This is a genomic window from Lachnospira pectinoschiza, assembly GCF_020564355.1.
GTDB lineage: Bacteria > Bacillota > Clostridia > Lachnospirales > Lachnospiraceae > Lachnospira > Lachnospira intestinalis.
The window spans coordinates 222,881-240,904 of record NZ_JAJCRR010000004.1 but is presented as its reverse complement, the minus strand read 5'-3'; the positions used below and the strand labels follow the sequence as shown (position 1 = coordinate 240,904).

Sequence of the window (18,024 nt, the reverse complement as noted above, 5' to 3'; positions counted from 1 at the left end):
TCAGCACATCCGTGTGATTTTTCACACTGCTCCTTATTCCCAAATAGATTCTATCAGCCCGCCGACAAACTGTTTTTGTTCTTCACTCATCGGTTTGTGGTTCTGCTGTTCATAAAAATCTTCAAACAGTTCCAGCGGTGTGCGTTGCACCACCGCTTCACCGATCTCTAAGCTGCCACTGTTACGTGTTCTTATATTATCATAATCAAGACGCATAATATTCGGATAGATACTGCGCAGTCTGCTGATGGCATCCGGAATATCTTCCTCATCCGTCAGTGTAATATGCAGATAATCATTGACTGCCGTATTCATATAATTTTTTCTAAACGTCAGTTCTTCATAACTTCCCTTAATTTCCCTCATATCATGAAGCGGTGTCACCGGCACGGTGTGAATCTGTGGATTTTTTCCTTTTTCTTTTAATTCAACAACTGTAATGCTCTTAATATGATTCACCTCAGAAAATGAATATTTAAGCAGTGTCCCGCAGTAGCGCACACTTTCCCTGCTACAGTGCTGTGCATTGTGAATATGTCCCAGTGCCACATAATCAAACGGTTCAAACACCGATGCATCCACATTATCCAGCCCTCCGACAGATACTTCTTCCGAATCACATCTGCCAGCCCCTGTTACAAACTGGTGTGCCACCAGTACATTTCTTTTAGACGTATCAACCGGCGTATGCTCAATTACCGTCTGTACAGTCTTTGTATAGTCCGTTAAATCTTCTTCATAAAACCGTCGCACCGTAGACGGCTTGATAAATGGAAGCAGATAGACACACACTTCTCCCGCATCGTCCCAAAGTGATACTTTCTCCATGTTTCCCTCAAATACCGGCGCAATATGAATCCCCTCCGCCGTAAACAGACTGCTTCCAAATGAGAGCCGCTCGGCGCTGTCGTGATTGCCGCTGATGATAAAAACTTCCTTTTTCATCTGCGAAAGACGCGTAAGAAATGTATCAAACAGCACAACTGCTTCTGCGGGCGGCACCGGCTTGTCATAAATATCCCCGGCAATCAGCACCGCATCCGCCGCCTCATTCTGTACGGTGTCCAACACCTGCTGTAAAATATATTTTTGTTCTTCCAGCATTGAAAATTCGTTGACACGCTTTCCCAGATGCAGATCCGAAATATGTATAAACTTCATGTCACTCCCCATTTTTATAAAACTTCATTGCAAATATAAATTTAATTAATTTAGTATCAGTATAACACAAACATATGTTTTGTCAAGTATCTTCATCTCATTCTTACGACGCAGTTTTCTTCTTATGCAAAAAAGAGTGCCCGTTTTCACAGACACCCTTTCCTATTCCTTTACATTGTCAAATCCCAATGTGACAATCTTATTCTTCGTCCTCGTCTTCTTCACCTTCATGAATATCTGCCTTTGGCTTGTCCAGACCTTCAATAACGATGTGGTTCTTTTCGGCATAATCCCAAAGTGCCGCATGAACTGCTTCTTCTGCAAGTAAAGAGCAGTGTACCTTTACCGGCGGCAGTCCGTCTAATGCATCCATAACTGCTTTGTTCGTTACCTGTAAGGCTTCATAAATGGTCTTACCCTTTACCATTTCCGTTGCCATACTGCTGGTTGCGACCGCAGCGCCGCAGCCAAAAGTCTTAAACTTACAGTCCTTGATAATCTTTGTATCTTCGTCAATATCCAGATAAATACGCATGATGTCGCCGCACTTTGCATTACCGACTGTACCGACACCGCTTGCATTTTCGATTTCTCCGACATTTCTTGGGTTATTAAAATGGTCCATTACCTTTTCGCTATACATACTTCACTTCTTTCCTTTCCGTATTTTACTATGCGTTTTTCTTTTCTTCTTTTACAAAATCTTCATATAACGGTGACATGCTTCTTAAACGCTCTACAATCTTTTCAAGCTCGGATACAACAAATTCCGCATCGTCCTTTGTCGTTGCTTCTGAAAGTGTCAGTCTTAATGAACCGTGTGCAATTTCATGCGGCAGACCGATTGCAAGAAGCACATGGGACGGGTCGAGCGAACCGGATGTGCAGGCTGAACCGCTTGAACCGCAGATGCCCTTCTGATCTAATAAAATCAGTAAGGATTCACCTTCGATAAAACGGAAGCAGAAATTAACGTTATTCGGAAGACGGTTTGTTCTGTGTCCGTTTAACTTTGCATATGGTACTCTTTTTTCAATCTGTTCAATAAAATAATCTCTGACAGCAGTTTCTTTTTCAATGCGCTTGTCCATTTCTTCCTGTGCCAGTCTGGCTGCTTCTGCCATACCGACAACGCCCGGTACATTCGTTGTTCCGGCACGTCTTCCACGCTCCTGTGCACCGCCGTGTACAAACGGTCCGATTTTAATGCCGCTTCTGATATAAAGGAAGCCTACACCCTTTGGCCCGTTAAACTTGTGTCCGCTGGCGCTTAATAAATCAATATTCATTTCATCGACATTCATCGGAATATGTGCAAATGCCTGGACGGCATCGGTGTGAAATAAAATACCGTGCTTCTTTGCAACAGCACCGATTTGGGCAATCGGTTCAATTGTTCCAATTTCATTGTTGGCTGTCATAATGCTGATTAAAATGGTATCCGGGCGGATTGCTTTTTCCACTGCTTCCGGTGATACAACACCGTCTGCATCTACGTCTAAGTAAGTCACTTCATAGCCGTGCTTTTCCAGATACTCACAGGTATGCAGCACTGCGTGATGTTCAATCTTCGAAGTGATAATGTGCTTACCCTTTTCCTGTAATGCTTCTGCAATACCTTTAATTGCCCAGTTGTCGGATTCACTTCCGCCTGCTGTAAAGTAAATTTCCTTTGCCTTTGCACCAAGAACGGCAGCAATCTGTTCTCTTGCCTTTTCTACGGCTTCCTTGGTATCTCCCGCAAAACTGTATACTGCGGATGGGTTACTGTAATTCTCTATAAAAAAAGGTTTCATTTTTTCAAAAACCTCAGGTCTTACTGCTGTTGTTGCTGCATTATCAAGATAAATCAACTGACTCATTTTCATTCTCCTTTATATTTCATACGGCAGCAGCCGCTTTGCAGTTTCACCGGAAGTCCGGTACCTGCAGAACCGGGATTTATATTTTATTTCATAGTAATCCCGTATGTTATATGTATTATACAGGATTTCCCTGCAAAGTCAAGCACTAAATAACATAATCATCACTTTTGCTGTGATACCATTCCACCAAATCTTCCAGTGTAATATTGTCAACAACCTCATTAATGGCATCATTAATCTTTTTCCACACGATAAAGGTTACGCATGAAGCTTCACGCTCACATTCCACGGCATCATCCTCTACACAGCTGACCGGTGCAAGTGTTCCTTCCGTCAGTCTTAAAATCATGCCCACCGTGTACTCCTTTGGAGGACGGCGCAGCATATAACCGCCCTGTGCCCCGCGGATACTTCTTACATAACCCGCTTTATTTAGTATGGATATAATCTGTTCCAAATATTTATCTGAAATATCCTGACGTCTGGCAATATCCTTTAAGCTGACTGCCTCACCTGTATTATTCAGTGCCAGATCCAGCATCAGACGCAGGGCATATCTTCCCTTTGTTGAAATTTTCATATTCGTTTTTCCTCCTTTATTCCACCGCTTTTCCGATAATCGTGCCGCCGCCCAGAACATATTCACCGTCATATAAAACGAGAGCCTGTCCCGGTGTCACCGCACGCTGCGGTTCATCAAATACACATTCGAGTGTATCCTCATTTATCATTCTTACCGTACAGTCCGCACCGGCATGGCTGTAGCGGATTTTGGCTTTTGCACGTACATCACCTGTAAATGCTTCTGCCGCCATGAAATTTAACTTATTTGCATACAATTTTGATGCAAATACATCTGCATTTTCACCAATAACAACTTCATTCGTATCCGGCCGGATTTCCGTCACAAATACCGGATGTCCCATTGCCAGTCCAAGTCCTTTACGCTGACCGACCGTATAGTGGATAATGCCCTTGTGCTTTCCGATGACATTGCCATGAATATCAACAAAATTGCCTTCTTTCGGGATATAATCCGTTTCCCGCTGGATAAATCCGGCATAATCGTTATCCGGCACAAAACAGATTTCCATGCTGTCAGGCTTATTGGCAACCTGAATACCGATTTCTGAGGCAATTTTACGAATCTCATCCTTTGTATAATCTCCGACCGGCATAAGTGTCCTTGAGAGCTGTTCCTGTGTCAGGTTGTACAGCGCATATGTCTGGTCTTTTTTTGCCGTTACGGAATTGCGGATTGCATATCTGCCGTTTGCAAGCTGCTCAATCCTCGCATAATGTCCCGTTGCAATATAATCCGCACCGATCTGCAGGCTTCTTTGCAGCAGGGATTCCCATTTTACATAGCGGTTGCAGGCGATACACGGATTCGGTGTCCGTCCGCATAAATATTCATCTACAAAATAATTAATTACATTTTCCTGAAATTCTTTTTTAAAATTCATAACATAATACGGAATACCAAGCCGGGCGGCAACCCTTCTTGCATCTTCAACTGCAGAAAGCCCACAGCAGCCGCCGTTTTCCTCAATGGCGCACTGCGGCTCGTCCTGCCATATCTGCATGGTAACACCGATTACATCATAGCCCTGTTGTTTTAACAGATATGCCGCAACCGAAGAATCCACGCCCCCTGACATTCCCACTACTACTTTTTTGTTCATTTTCCTCTCCATTCCGCAGGCATTTTAATGCCGGAGGAATCGCGGACTGAATGTATTCAGTCCTGCGATAAGTGCAGCTTTGTGGCGCCTGCGGCACAAAGTGCTGTATGAGCATGCTTTCGTTTATGGCCTGCTCATACTTTTCTCCATTCCGCAGGCATTTTAAAAGCAAATTGTTTCATCTGCCTGCTGCTTGATCTTTTCCCATAAATGTGCTGAATCCGCATCATACACCGCTGTCACGCGGCAGCCTGCCTTTTTGGCAGATTCCACGGCATGAAGCACATCTTCATATACTATTGTATCCTCCGGTACAAAATTCATCTGTTCACAGATTTTTAAATAGCTCTCCGGATTTCTTTTATTCACACCAATATCATATACCGTATAAATCTTTTCAAAACAGGATAAAACACCAAGGCGCTCCAGTGCTGCTTTAGCACAGGCTTTTTCAGATGTTGTAAAAATACACATCCTGCTTCCGTTTTGATATTCCCGCTCTATGAGTTCTTTCATGCCCGGCTTCATCCGTATGTCCTTCTTATAATGCTCACGGATCATTTCAAGCACCTCTTTCTGCATATTCTCGCGGTTTCCTGCAATGCCGAGTTCTTTGATAAAATAATCCGAACATTCATTCAAATCCATGGTATAGGTCTTTTCATCAAAATCCGGCGGGAGAACTGCGCCTTTTTTCGTGGCATATTCTCTTGCCAGCCTGCGCCAGTATGGCATGGAATCTAGCAGTGTGCCGTCCATGTCAAAAATAAGGCTGCGTGCCGCACCAAACAGTGTATCCGCCTTTTTGCGCAGTGCCGCAGCCGCCGCACCCTCGTCTTCCTTTGCAAAAATCGCAGATATCACGGACACACCAGCAACACCTGTATCCTTCAGACTATCCATATTATCATATGTAATCCCGCCGATTGCAACAATCGGAATCGACACGCTTTTTGTAATCGCGGCAAGCGTTTCACGGCTCATATCCTTGGCATCCTGTTTGGTGGTCGTATGAAAAACCGCACCGACACCAATATAATCTGCGCCCAGCTTTTCAGCCTGAACCGCCTGCTCTACCGTCTTTGCTGTCATGCCGATAATCTTATCCGGTCCCAATATCTTACGTGCCTGCTCATAATCCATATCACTCTGTCCGATATGCACACCGTCCGCACCGGCTTCCTTTGCCGCCCAGATATCGTCATTGACAACAAACGGCACATGATATTTTGCCGCAATCTGTTTGATTTTTTTTGCTTCCTCTACACGCTGTTCATGGGTTGCATTTTTTTCGCGTAGCTGTAAAAAAGTGGCACCGTTTTTTAAAACCTGTTCCACCACCATATAAAAGTCTTTTCCGCCAAGCCACTGCCTGTCTGTAATGGCATATAATCTTAAATCCGCTTTCGTTACTTTCATCCCTGACCTCACTTTGCATTTCTGTTTTTATTATAACAAGCAATTCATATTATTTCAATATGAATTGGTGAATTTTACACTTTTTTCATAGAAGCAAAAGAACTGCCGCATCAAAACATCACTGTTTCTGACACGCCAGTTTTTTCATTTATTTTTTATTTGCACTGATATCCTGTCTATCTGCATTTGATTTCCTGTATTTCTTATCTATGCTTCTTATCAATAAAGGCAATAATCTGTTCTGCTGTCTGTTCTACACCAAGAACACTGCTGTTTACTGTCAGCTGGTAGTTTCTTGCATCGCCCCATGTTTCATCTGTATATCGCTTGTGGAAAGCTTCGCGCTTGGAATCCACATATTCAATCAGCTCTTTTGCCTTGATTCTGTCCATATTCTGTTTATGCATCGTCCGCTCAATTTTGCTGTCCATGTCAGAATGAATAAACAAGGTTGTCACATCTTCATCATTTTTGTAAATATAGTTTCCACACCGTCCAATCAGAACAAATGAATTTTCTGTAATCAGCTCATGAAACTGCTTTAAAACCGTTGCATTTCTTTTTTCCATATTATTGATGGCGATAGAATACAGCAGACTGTCCATCGGTTTCTCCGAGAAGAAGTTTTCCAGTTCATCATACATGCCTTTGGCTTTTGCCTCTGACACCAAAATATGTCTGTCATAACAACGGATTCCATAATGTGCCGCAAGTGCCTCTCCGATTGCATGTCCGCCGCTTCCACATTCTCTGCCAACTGTAATTATCATTGCACCTTCTCCTTTTCCTGCTTCATTTTTATTTTTCTAATTTTCTTTTTCAAATTTTAAAGTATTTCCGCAAACAGCGGTGCTGCCACAACCGTCATCAATCCTGCAACTGCAATGGACAGACTGCTCATCGCGCCTTCAATATCACCCATTTCCATTGCTTTTGCCGTACCCACCGCATGTGCCGCAGAACCGATTGCGATTCCCTTTGCCACCGGCTCCTGAATACGGAACACCTTACAGACAAATTCTGCCATCATATTGCCAAATACACCGGTAATAATAATGACGGCAACCGTAATCGTTACAATACCGCCGAGTTCTTCCGATACACCCATGCCGATTGCCGTGGTAATAGACTTCGGAAGCAATGTTACATACTGTTCATGGCTCAGACCGAAAATCACACAGCCCGCCAGCACACAAAGAATACTGGTCAACACACCGGATAAAATGCCTGCAAAAATCGCTTTTGCATTTTTCTTTAACAGCTCAACCTGTTCGTAAAGCGGCACCGCCAGACAAACCGTTGCCGGTGTTAAAAGATAGCTGATATATTTCGCACCTGCATTGTAGCTGTCATAGTCAATGTTAAATGCCAGCAGGCAGACAATGACTGCCGCAATTGAAATTAACAGCGGATTAAAGATTGCCAGTTTCAATTTTCTTTTTAAAAACATTCCAAGCTCATAGGTCAGAATACTGACCATCACTCCGAAAAATACTGAATTTGTAAGTAACTCTTTCACTTTTTATCTCCATTTCCATTTATTCAGATTGCTATCTAGATAGAATTTTCACTGATATACTGCCTTTCGCCTTCGGAATCTTTAACATAAATATGGTCTGCACCGTTTTTCTTTTTCGGATGTTTTTTCTCCATACGGATAACACCCTGGGTTACTTTCCCTGATACTGCCATAACAATAATGGTTGATATCAGTACAATGACCATAATCGGAACACAGACCGGCTTTAAAACGCCCCAGCTTGACAACAGTCCGACACCTGCCGGAACAAACATCAGCGGCATAATTTCTATTAAAAAGCGGCTTGTTTCACGAATGGATACCAATTTGATAATGCGCAGCTCCAGTGCGGCAAATAATAATACCAGACCATAGATGCTTGCCGGAATCTTTAACGGGATATAATATCTTAACAATTCACCGATAAATGAAATGACAAGTATGATTAAAAACTGTCTTACGTACTTCATAATTCCTCTTATTCTCCATTTTCTTTCCTTTTTTCGGTACAAGTATATACCAACGTTTTCTAAATAGCAACCCAAAATACATGAGAAATACAATCACAAAAATGCCACACAGAACCAGCTCTCCATAGCTGTTCCCATGTGGCATTTTTTTGATTTTAAAATGTGTCACGCACTAAATACAGGATACTAAATACTCTTTAAAAAGCTGCTCAGTGCGGAATTGCTGTATGTACCGCTGTCCGTATAGTTAGAAACAGTCGCGGCATATTTTCCGGAAATCGCATTCGCCTGTACGCGGATACTCTTCTGGGCAATTTCTTCCAAATCATTGTCCTTGTAAAATGCAGTCTTTAAATCTTGTACGGATGCACCGTCAAGTACCTTTTCATCCAGTGTCAGTGTACCGTCTTCTGCAAATGTAATACCGATTTTTTCATAAGCATCGCTGTCTTTAGACAGCAATTCGTTCATTTGTTCCAAATAGGTGGTATTCTCTGAACCGCCCATTTCCTTGACTGCACTTGCAAATGCATTATAATTTTCCACAAATGACTTCACTTCTGTTACAATCTTTGCCGTACTGCCTGAGCTTTCGGCTGTCGTAAAAAGACTTTCGGCGTCTGAACCGGTAAACGCAATCACACTGTCACGTACACTTTCTGCTGTTTCCTGAACTGTTTCATAAACAGAAGCATCCTTTGTGGTACTGCCGTTTAAGCTGATTCCCTTTTCCCGAAGCGTCTTTTTGGCGCCTTCCGATAATAAAGACTCATCCGCACCCTGTGAAAGTACCTCTTTTAAATTCTTGTCACTGTTGATGTAATCAAACAGGGACGTGCTATAATTCGCTACAACTCTCATTTTTATCTACCTTTCAATAATTATATTGCAGGTGACCTCCATGTACTTTAACTGCTGTTTTATATATCGGACATTTCTTTAAACTCTTTAATTGACATCAGCTTCTTTTCAATGATTGCCCGGTTCGTGCAGAAGCGCTCCTGTTCTGACGGCACAAAACGGTCGGATTCCACCAGTTCAACAAATTCTTTATAAGAAAGCCACCTATAATTCATTGTTTCGCCTTCCTGTAAAGTCACTTTTGTATCCGGCTGTGTAACATACACATAGCTGTGATAAATCGAATGTCTTCTGTAATCTGCATATTCATACAACTGCACCAAATCTGATGTCTGAGCCGTAATTCCGGTTTCCTCTGAAAGTTCACGCACTGCCCCCTCCTGTGGCATTTCTCCCGCAAGAATCGAGCCGCCGGTCACTTCCCATTTTAACGGATTAGTCTTATTCTGGGAACGCTGTGTAACAAGCACCCTGCCGTCTGTTGTCACGGTATAAATCATGACAACCACATGAAATACACCGTCTGCAAGAGATTTTGCCATGCTGCGCGGCACTTTATAGCCTAATTTGTTTTCCCATGCATCGCAGGCGTCCCACATTTCTTCATTGAGCATTTGAACAAAGCTGTCATAATACTGCTCCTGAAAATACACCATTTCCTCAATCTGCTGCTTGGTATACGGCATATTTTCCGGTGCAACCACCCATTTATCCCCAACATCATCTTTTCTGTGTATAATGGCAATTTTTCTGCCTGTAAATTTATCAACAGGTATATCCACACCTATGATATAGGCATCCTGTTCTTCCCCGCCCGGGGTCAGAACACCTTCGATATACCCATAATTTACCGGATAAACCAGCGAGGGATAGTCCGGATGGGAACTTCCTATCGGTCTGTCTACCGTTACCGTTATCAATTCATCGTCCACAGTATTTTTCCTTTCAGTTTAGCTGATTTAAAATATGTCTGGCTACATAAACCCCGCTTGCAGAAGCATGTGAAAGCGAATGGGTTACACCGCTGCAATCCCCGATAATGTAAAGCCCTTTATTTCTTGTTTCCAGATTATTGTCAATCTCAACCTGCATATTGTAGAATTTGACTTCCACACCATAGAGCAGGGTATCATCGTTTGCCGTACCCGGCGCAATCTTATCCAATGCGTAAATCATTTCAATAATGCCGTCTAAGATACGTTTTGGCATAACAAGGCTTAAATCGCCCGGTGTCGCTGACAATGTCGGTGTTACAAAGTTTTCTTCGATTCGTGCTTTATTGCTTCGTCTGCCGCGGATTAAATCCCCGAAACGCTGAACGATAACGCCGCCGCCAAGCATATTTGACAGTCTTGCAATGCTTTCGCCGTATCCGTTGCTGTCTTTAAACGGTTCTGAAAAATGCTTTGCAACCAGCAGGGCAAAATTCGTATTTTCCGTATGCTTATTTTCATCTTCATAGCTGTGTCCGTTGACTGTTACAATGCCGTTGGTGTTTTCATTTACAACCACACCCTTCGGATTCATGCAGAAAGTACGGACTAAATCTTCAAAGCCCTTGGTACGGTATACAATCTTGCTCTCGTAAAGTTCATCTGTCAGATGTGCAAAAACCTCTGCCGGAAGTTCCACGCGCACACCGATGTCCACGCGGTTAGATTTTGTCGGAATTTCAAGCTGTGCACAGACCCCTTCCATCCACTTACTTCCGCTTCGTCCTGCCGAAATGATACATTTGTCGCAGTAAAAGCTTTCATCTTTTACATGGACAATATAGCCGTTATCGCTTTTTTCCACGGTCTGTACCGGTGATTCAAAGTAAAAGTCTACCTTTTCTTTTAATTCCTGATACAGATTTTCCAGTACCACATAATTAATATCTGTTCCCAGATGCCGCACGGAAGCATCCAGCAAATGCAGTCCGTTGGTGAGGCACAGCTTTTTAATCTCGGTATTTGCCGTAGAATACAATGCCGTACCCTCTCCGCCGTGTGAAAGATTGATTTCATCGACATAATGCATTAAATCCAGTGCTTCCTGCTTGCCGATATATTCATACAGATTGCCGCCGAACTGGTTGGTAATATTGTACTTTCCGTCTGAAAATGCGCCTGCACCGCCGAAACCGTTCATAATCGCACACGTTTTACAGCCCACACAGCTTTTTACCTTTTTGCCATCAATCGGACATTTTCTCTTTTCAAGGGACGTTCCCGTTTCAAATACGGCGATTTTTAGGTCACTGTCTTTTTTTGTCAGTTCATATGCGGAAAATATACCGCCCGGTCCCGCACCTACTATAATCACATCATATCTTTTCATAATAATCCTCATTTCCGAGCAACTTGTCGCGAAGCGGCAATGAGAAATTCGCGCAGGCGATTTCTCATCTGCCATCATAGCGATTTGTTTTTGCTCAGAAACAAATCGCTGAGCGAAAAATCAGCACATCAGTGTGATTTTTCACACTACCTGTCCGCTCCTTTTTTCAAATTTCCTGCACTGTGATGCATAGTAACGCACGCCTGCACTTCCAAGCACCGCTTTCATCCTACAGGAATTGTCCTGTATGACTGCATATAATAATACCCGGAACCCTTCATATGTTCCGTCGGGTTTATGCACCTGTTCTGTCGGGCTTACAGTTTCGTCAAACGCATACATATCAAACGCAATCCGCTTGTGATTGACCATCACCTGTACATTTCCGCCACCGCCGTAGGCAATGGCATCTGTCACATAAACGCTGCTCTTTATCCGTAACAGCTCTCTGCGGCTTTGAATCTGGCGCATACATGCAAAAAACAGATACAGCAGTCCCCCTGCAATGACACCGATTGTCATCGGCACCGGATTGTAAGACGGATCATTTTTGCAAAGCCGTTCAAACCCCAGTTCACCGGAAGATATTAAAAATACAAACAGTGCCGCCCAGGCTGCAATCTGCCAGCTGCGTGCGGGTTTCTTTTTTAAGTAAAATCCCAGAAATGCCTCTAAATCCTCACCCTGCGCTTTTCTCCAGCAGTCTTCTTTTAATTCTTTTACAGTATTTAAATCCGTCTTTTGAAACTGAATATCTTCAAAAATTCCTGCCATAGCCTCACTCTCCTGCACTTTAATCTTATATTAGTCCGAAAAAATTTCAGAAAGCACACCAAACAGCCTCTCCGGTTCTACCGGTTTGGCAACGTGGCGGTTCATGCCCGCCCGCCGGCTCTTCTCCATATCCTCTGCAAAAGCATTGGCAGACATCGCAATAATCGGTATGGTCTTAGCATCTGCTTTTGCACCGGCACGGATTGCCGCCGCCGCTTCCAGTCCGTTCATCACCGGCATACGGATATCCATAATCACTGCATCAAACGTATACTCCGGCATTTTTTCAAACAATGCCACAGCTTCTGCACCATTATATGCACATGTTACCTTCATCTGTTTCTTTTCCAGAATCTTCTTTGCAATTTCCATGTTCAGTTTATGATCTTCAACGAGTAAAATTTTCTTTCCCGCAAGGTCTGTCTGCAGCTTTGCCGCTGTATAATGCATATGATAATCTTCCCCGCTCATATACGGTGCTTTTAAATGAATTGTAAATGCCGTACCTTTCCCCGGCTCACTCTCTACTGCAATTGTACCGCCAAAGGCTTCTGTATTCATCTTAACAATGGCAAGACCCAGCCCGACACCTGCAAGACTGTCTGTCACAAGCTGGTTCTCCTGTTCAAACGGCTGATACATTTTTCGCTGGAATTCTTTACTCATGCCGCTTCCGGTATCGGTAATCACTGTATCCCATTCAAGAAAACCGTCTTTACGCACAATATTTTTATGCAGAAACGAAACCTTTCCGCCCGCCGGCGTGAACTTGACCGCATTACCGAGCAGATTGAAAAATATACGGTTTAGCTTTGTCTTATCCGTAAAAATAATATCATTCTGCGGATTTAGATTCGTATAGAAAGTAATATTTTTTTCCCGGCACAGAGGTTCCATCATGGCGCAGACTGCATCGTGCAGTTCAATACACGAATATGGTTCTTTCCTTAATTGCAGTTTTCCGCTTTCCATTTTGGACACATCCAGAATATCACTGATAACCCCCATTAAAAACGTACTCATTGAGCAGATTTTATTCATATAATCTAGTACCTGCGTTTTATTTTCCGGTTCTTCCAGTACCATTTTTGCCATATTGGTAATGACATTCATCGGGGTACGGATATCATGGCTCATATTCGATAAAAATGCTTTTTTGGCATCATTCGCCTTTTTCGCCTGCAATAATGCTGCCTCTAATTCCAGTCTTTTTTCATCTTCAAGGCGGGTTGTATTTGTTACGTCTTTCACAAGCACCAGCAATTTTTCCGTATTCTCGTGAAAATATGAAATATAATACTTATACCAGCACTTCCGTCCCTTTTCATTCCGCAGTTCAAACGTATATTCAAGTTTGTGATCCTTTGTCAATGCGATATTTTTTTTAATCTGTGCAATACTTAATTTCTTTACCGCATCTTCTTTATCACGTACATATCTGCAAAGTTTCTGATTTAAAATTTTATCATATCCCTGTATTTCTTTCATATTCATATATCCGCCCTGTGCCAGCACAAGCCGTATGCTGTCGGTTGGAATATCTACAAGAAAAACATCCAGAAATACTCTTTGAATTGCATAAATACTAACATCACGGAATAATTCAAAATCTTTTAAATACTTCTGTTCTTTTTCTCTTTGCTTAGATACATCTCCACCTACGCCAATTGCACGCACCGGCTCACCCTGTTCATTAAAAAATACACGGTAAGCAATGTCCATCCATCCCCATTCTCCATTCTGATGAATGGCACGAAATGTCAGGCGCTGATTCTTCCCCTGCTGTACATTGTGATAAAATTCCAGATACGCTTCACAGTCATCCGGATGAATCAATCCAAGCTCTACAAATCCTTCCGGTACATTTTCCTCATATTCGCCAAAACCAACCTGCTGTGTTACCGCCCAGGAGCGGTATAAACGATGTGTTTTAATGTCATAGTCCCAAAACCGGAAATCTGACTGCTGCAATGCCAATTCCAACATCTTTTTCTGCATTCTGGCATCTTCTTCTGCTTTTTTTATCTGATCAATATCGGTCATAATCGTATACAGCAGGATCGAATTTTTCTGCTGTACAAAACGGGCGCGTACACTGACCCACTGATACATACCATTTTTATTCTTAATCCGGTACTCATACGACATGACACGAACCTGTTGTCTTCTTGTTTTAAAATAATTCTGCGTTGTTTTAATATCATCGGGATGGCATAATGCCAACGCATTTTCCCCGATAATCTCCATCAATTCCTTTTTCGTATAACCGGCAAGCGCCGCCGTTTCTTCCGTAATATAAACAGTCCGTATTTTGTCTGTAATTTCATAAATGGCGATTCCGCCTGAAATAGTCAGAATCAGATTGTCCCGCTCACGGATAACTTCTGCGTATTCCGCTTCGGACTGTTTTTCTTTTTCTTCATCGGTAAAAGTAACAACGACTTTTTTGTCCGTGCCGTTGTCCGGCATCATAATTTCATACCCGACACGTGTCCAGCGGCAGGATTCATCTGTCATCTTCATCCGTATCGATATTTCTGCCGATACAATTCCCCTCTCCGGCTTTTCTAAAAACTCCATGGCGGCAAAGGTTTCCTGAACGGAAACCACTTCTTTTACACGTTCTTTTCTCAGCCAAACGGTTTCCATGCCCACCCGGCTGATCCAGTACTTTTCATAACCTGCCGTATGAAAAATTTCTTTTCCATTCTGATCAAGTTCTACAACGACCGTTTTATTCAATGATACCTTCCTTTTCTATAGCATTCTATAATTTTGCTATGGCGCAGACTGTAAGCACATTGTTATTTACCGTAAATTTTATATTCATTCCTGCAAAAGACACCCCGAATACCCTGTCCGGCGCATGAAGATATCCCGGACGGATATCCTGCTTTAAAAGACCGATAAGCCCTGCCCACTTTTCCGGCGGCACTTCTGCTTTAAGTTCCTCTGGAATCACAACCTGTAACTCGTGATCCATTACCGTATCCGCAAATCCACACACCGCATCTGCATGGCTGTCCGTATATGCCAGATACGGTTTGATATCATACACAGGAGTATGATCCATCATATCCACACCGGATACCATTAAGTACGGTGCCTCTTTTCCATCCAGACAGACCTGCTCCAGCCGGACACAGGAAAGTCCGATGGGGTTTGGGCGAAACGGCGAGCGTGTTGCAAACACACCCATGCGCCGGTTGCCGCCCAGCCGCGGCGGTTTGACCGTCGGACTCCAGTCATCCCGGATGCTTTCCGAAAACTGCCACAAAATCCAGAGATGGGAATATTCATCCAGCCCGCGGAATGCCTCTTTATTGCGGTATTCCGGTGCAAATTCAATTCTTCCTGTCAATTCACGGACAAGTCCGCTTTGTCTGGGTGCACCAAATTTTTCCGGGAAATCTGTTCGGACCCAGCCTATTATTTTCATCTGTTCCATTACTTCTCCGCACTCATCAGCTTTAACGGTGCCGCAAGCAGCAGCGCACCACCGACAATGTTGCCCAGTGTTACGCAAATCATGCTCTTTGCAAGTAACACCGGGTTGATGCTGCCAAACAACAGATACGCAATTGAAAATGTGCCCATATTGGCAACACAGTGTTCAAAACCGGATACAACAAATGCCATAATCACACAGAACATGACAATGAGCTTGCCGCTTTCCGACTTCATGCGCGTTCCGGTAAGGACTGCAAGACACACGCAGAAATTACACAGGACACCGCGTAAAAACAGCTGCATCGGCGGTGCTGAAAGCTTTGCCGCTAAAAAGCTGTTGTAATAATCTACTAAAATCTGATGGGATGCACCGCTTTTCACAAATAAAAAGCTTAAAAAAAACGCACCCACAAAATTGCCGATGTAGCTGACCAGCCACACCTTTAAAACCTGTTTCCATGTACAGGTTCCGGCATATGCGCCCATTGCCATTGTCATGTTATTGCCGGTAAAAAGTTCACCACCGATAAAAACAATCAGCACAATCGCAATTGAGAACAAAAATGCTCCTAAAAGCTTGCCAAACTGCGGATAGGTTGAATACAGCACCGCAGCGGATACGTTGGATAAAATCGTTGCAACGACAATAAAAAAGCCTGCCATAATTGCACGGATAAAAAACTTTACAGGATAGTGTTCACAGATGTCTGCCTTTCCTTGTGCGGCACCTGCCATTGTTTCCACATCTTTTGTCAACATTTCTTCTTCCTCTTTTTCTATCCGTATTTACGCTAAAACTTTCTGAATTTTATCACGCATCTGTGCTTCGCCCATCACATGAACGATAGACCATAAATCCGGTGTATTGGCTTTTCCGGTTACTGCAATACGGATTACCTCCGCAATATCGGATACATTGCCCTTGAAAGCTTCAGGATTTGCCTTGTATGCCTTCATATCGGAAGCGTAGCCGTGCTTATCCGCAATCGCCTTTAACTTGTTAAACCATTCGGAATTGTCGTCTTCATGGTTATACATGGAAAGATACTCGTTCAGAATCGTCTTGACATCTTCCATATCCATGCGGAATTCATCTTTTTCCTGTGTATCTTCCATATCAAAGAAATAGCCGATCATTTCAAAAATCTGCTTTGCATACATGAAATCTTTTCTTCTGCGTTTCATGCCGATACCCATGTACAGGCGCAGGATTCCAAGCATTTTTTCCTTATCGGCAAACCAGATGTTCTTCTTTTCCGGTTCATTTTCCTCTGCCCAGTCATATAAGAAGTCATAAAGCTCGTCCTCTGAAAGCTTTGATAACTCATTTTTACAGATATTATGTAACTTATCCTTATCAAATAATGCGCCGGATGTACTCATCTTATCCAGTGAGAACGGGAATTCGTTGATATCCTTGTCCGGGAACTTTTCATGCCATTCTTCAAAGTTTGAATTGAGCAGTGTCATCAGATAAACCTTCATCGTATACGGATGATAACCGTCTTTTCTGTAGTAATCAAGTGACAGTTCAGGGTCTTTTCTCTTGGATAACTTTCTCTTTCCGCCTGTTTCTTCATCAAACTTCATTAAATGTGCCGTATGGGCATACTTTGGCATCTTAAAGCCCAATACATGGAACAGTTCATAGTGAATCGGTGCTGATGCAAGCCATTCGCCGCCACGTACAACAACCGTTGTACGCATTAAATGGTCATCAATCGCATGGGCAAAATGATAGGTTGGAATCCCGTCTTTCTTTAATAAGACAATATCGTGAATATTTTCAGGAAGCTTTACTTCGCCCTTAATTTCATCGACAAATACAATTTCCTTATCCGGACTTCCCTGTGAACGAAGTCTTAATACATACGGCTTTCCGGCTTTGATATTGGCTTCGATTTCTTCATCGCTTAAATTGCGGCAGGTTGCATACTTTCCGTAATAACCGGTCAGTTCTTTCGCTTCTTCCTGCTGCTTTCTGACTTCTTCCAGTTCCTCTTCCGTACAGAAGCAAGGATACGCCAGTCCTCGTTCTACAAGGCTTTTTGCATAGACATGATAAATATCTACACGCTGTGTCTGATAATACGGACCGTAGGCATTGCGCTCGTCATCGTCTGGGTAGCCTGCACCCTCATCAAATTCAATATTAAAATAACGCAGTACATTGATAACGGTATCAACCGCACCTTCTACCGTTCTTTTGGCATCTGTATCTTCAATTCTTAAATAAAACTTACCACCGTTTCTATGTGCAAGACGTTCATCCGTCAATGCACTATAGAGATTTCCCAGATGAATAAATCCCGTCGGACTCGGTGCGAGTCTTGTTACCTCCGCTTTATTTGGCAGTTTTCTATAAGGGTACTTCTCCTCATAGTATTCCGGTGTTTTGGTTACATCGGGAAATAATAATTCAGCAAGTTTTTGATTATCCATTTTTTCCTCCATTATGCTAAAATACATCTTTTTTCACACTTATATAGTTTATTGCA

At 42.8% G+C, this 18,024-nt stretch carries 17 protein-coding genes; all 17 read right to left on the bottom strand.

Features of this window, described 5'->3' with window-relative positions:
• Nucleotides 1–33 precede the first annotated feature (33 nt).
• The 17 genes from LI288_RS09975 to gltX all read right to left on the bottom strand — a co-directional run bounded on the left by LI288_RS09975 (nucleotide 34) and on the right by gltX (nucleotide 17,968).
• Nucleotides 34–1,161 carry an exonuclease SbcCD subunit D gene (locus LI288_RS09975; protein ID WP_227090287.1) on the bottom strand — a complete coding sequence of 376 codons (1,128 nt, stop codon included), beginning with the start codon at nucleotides 1,159–1,161 and terminating at the stop codon, nucleotides 34–36.
• Between the two features lie 199 nt (nucleotides 1,162–1,360).
• Entirely contained in the window at nucleotides 1,361–1,804 is a 444-nt protein-coding gene (gene nifU / locus LI288_RS09970; RefSeq protein WP_022431334.1) for a Fe-S cluster assembly scaffold protein NifU, read from the bottom strand.
• A 28-nt stretch (nucleotides 1,805–1,832) separates the two neighbouring features.
• Complete coding sequence (nifS, locus tag LI288_RS09965; RefSeq protein WP_022431335.1) at nucleotides 1,833–3,023, bottom strand: cysteine desulfurase NifS; 1,191 nt, start codon at nucleotides 3,021–3,023, stop codon at nucleotides 1,833–1,835.
• Nucleotides 3,024–3,171: 148 nt separating this feature from the next.
• The gene (locus LI288_RS09960; protein WP_022431336.1) at nucleotides 3,172–3,606 is read right to left on the bottom strand and encodes an RrF2 family transcriptional regulator; all 435 of its coding nucleotides are present in this window, start codon (nucleotides 3,604–3,606) and stop codon (nucleotides 3,172–3,174) included.
• A gap of 16 nt (nucleotides 3,607–3,622) precedes the next feature.
• Nucleotides 3,623–4,711, bottom strand: coding sequence for a tRNA 2-thiouridine(34) synthase MnmA (gene mnmA / locus LI288_RS09955; protein WP_022431337.1), 1,089 nt, complete (start codon nucleotides 4,709–4,711; stop codon nucleotides 3,623–3,625).
• Between the two features lie 162 nt (nucleotides 4,712–4,873).
• Nucleotides 4,874–6,130, bottom strand: a complete 1,257-nt coding sequence (thiE, locus tag LI288_RS14450) for a thiamine phosphate synthase (protein ID WP_320055237.1) — start codon at nucleotides 6,128–6,130, stop codon at nucleotides 4,874–4,876.
• Between the two features lie 203 nt (nucleotides 6,131–6,333).
• On the bottom strand, nucleotides 6,334–6,900 hold the full coding sequence (locus tag LI288_RS09940; RefSeq protein ID WP_022431339.1) for an AAA family ATPase: 567 nt from the start codon (nucleotides 6,898–6,900) through the stop codon (nucleotides 6,334–6,336).
• 56 nt (nucleotides 6,901–6,956) lie between these two features.
• The gene (locus LI288_RS09935; protein WP_022431340.1) at nucleotides 6,957–7,649 is read right to left on the bottom strand and encodes an LrgB family protein; all 693 of its coding nucleotides are present in this window, start codon (nucleotides 7,647–7,649) and stop codon (nucleotides 6,957–6,959) included.
• 35 nt (nucleotides 7,650–7,684) lie between these two features.
• Nucleotides 7,685–8,119, bottom strand: coding sequence for a CidA/LrgA family protein (locus LI288_RS09930; RefSeq protein WP_022431341.1), 435 nt, complete (start codon nucleotides 8,117–8,119; stop codon nucleotides 7,685–7,687).
• Nucleotides 8,120–8,305: 186 nt separating this feature from the next.
• Nucleotides 8,306–8,980, bottom strand: a complete 675-nt coding sequence (locus LI288_RS09925; protein ID WP_022431342.1) for a hypothetical protein — start codon at nucleotides 8,978–8,980, stop codon at nucleotides 8,306–8,308.
• A gap of 59 nt (nucleotides 8,981–9,039) precedes the next feature.
• Nucleotides 9,040–9,912: an NUDIX domain-containing protein gene (locus tag LI288_RS09920; protein ID WP_227090285.1), complete on the bottom strand. Its 873-nt coding sequence runs from the start codon at nucleotides 9,910–9,912 to the stop codon at nucleotides 9,040–9,042.
• A gap of 13 nt (nucleotides 9,913–9,925) precedes the next feature.
• The gene (locus LI288_RS09915) at nucleotides 9,926–11,302 is read right to left on the bottom strand and encodes an NAD(P)/FAD-dependent oxidoreductase (protein ID WP_022431344.1); all 1,377 of its coding nucleotides are present in this window, start codon (nucleotides 11,300–11,302) and stop codon (nucleotides 9,926–9,928) included.
• 141 nt (nucleotides 11,303–11,443) lie between these two features.
• Entirely contained in the window at nucleotides 11,444–12,076 is a 633-nt protein-coding gene (locus LI288_RS09910; protein WP_022431345.1) for a hypothetical protein, read from the bottom strand.
• Nucleotides 12,077–12,106: 30 nt separating this feature from the next.
• Nucleotides 12,107–14,818, bottom strand: a complete 2,712-nt coding sequence (locus tag LI288_RS09905) for a PAS domain-containing hybrid sensor histidine kinase/response regulator (protein ID WP_227090284.1) — start codon at nucleotides 14,816–14,818, stop codon at nucleotides 12,107–12,109.
• A 25-nt stretch (nucleotides 14,819–14,843) separates the two neighbouring features.
• Complete coding sequence (tsaA, locus tag LI288_RS09900; RefSeq protein WP_227090283.1) at nucleotides 14,844–15,524, bottom strand: tRNA (N6-threonylcarbamoyladenosine(37)-N6)-methyltransferase TrmO; 681 nt, start codon at nucleotides 15,522–15,524, stop codon at nucleotides 14,844–14,846.
• Nucleotides 15,524–16,285 carry a formate/nitrite transporter family protein gene (locus tag LI288_RS09895; RefSeq protein WP_022431349.1) on the bottom strand — a complete coding sequence of 254 codons (762 nt, stop codon included), beginning with the start codon at nucleotides 16,283–16,285 and terminating at the stop codon, nucleotides 15,524–15,526. The genes tsaA and LI288_RS09895 overlap by 1 nt, the downstream gene beginning before the upstream one ends.
• 27 nt (nucleotides 16,286–16,312) lie before the next feature.
• Nucleotides 16,313–17,968 carry a glutamate--tRNA ligase gene (gene gltX / locus LI288_RS09890; RefSeq protein WP_022431350.1) on the bottom strand — a complete coding sequence of 552 codons (1,656 nt, stop codon included), beginning with the start codon at nucleotides 17,966–17,968 and terminating at the stop codon, nucleotides 16,313–16,315.
• Between the last annotated feature and the right edge of the window lie 56 nt (nucleotides 17,969–18,024).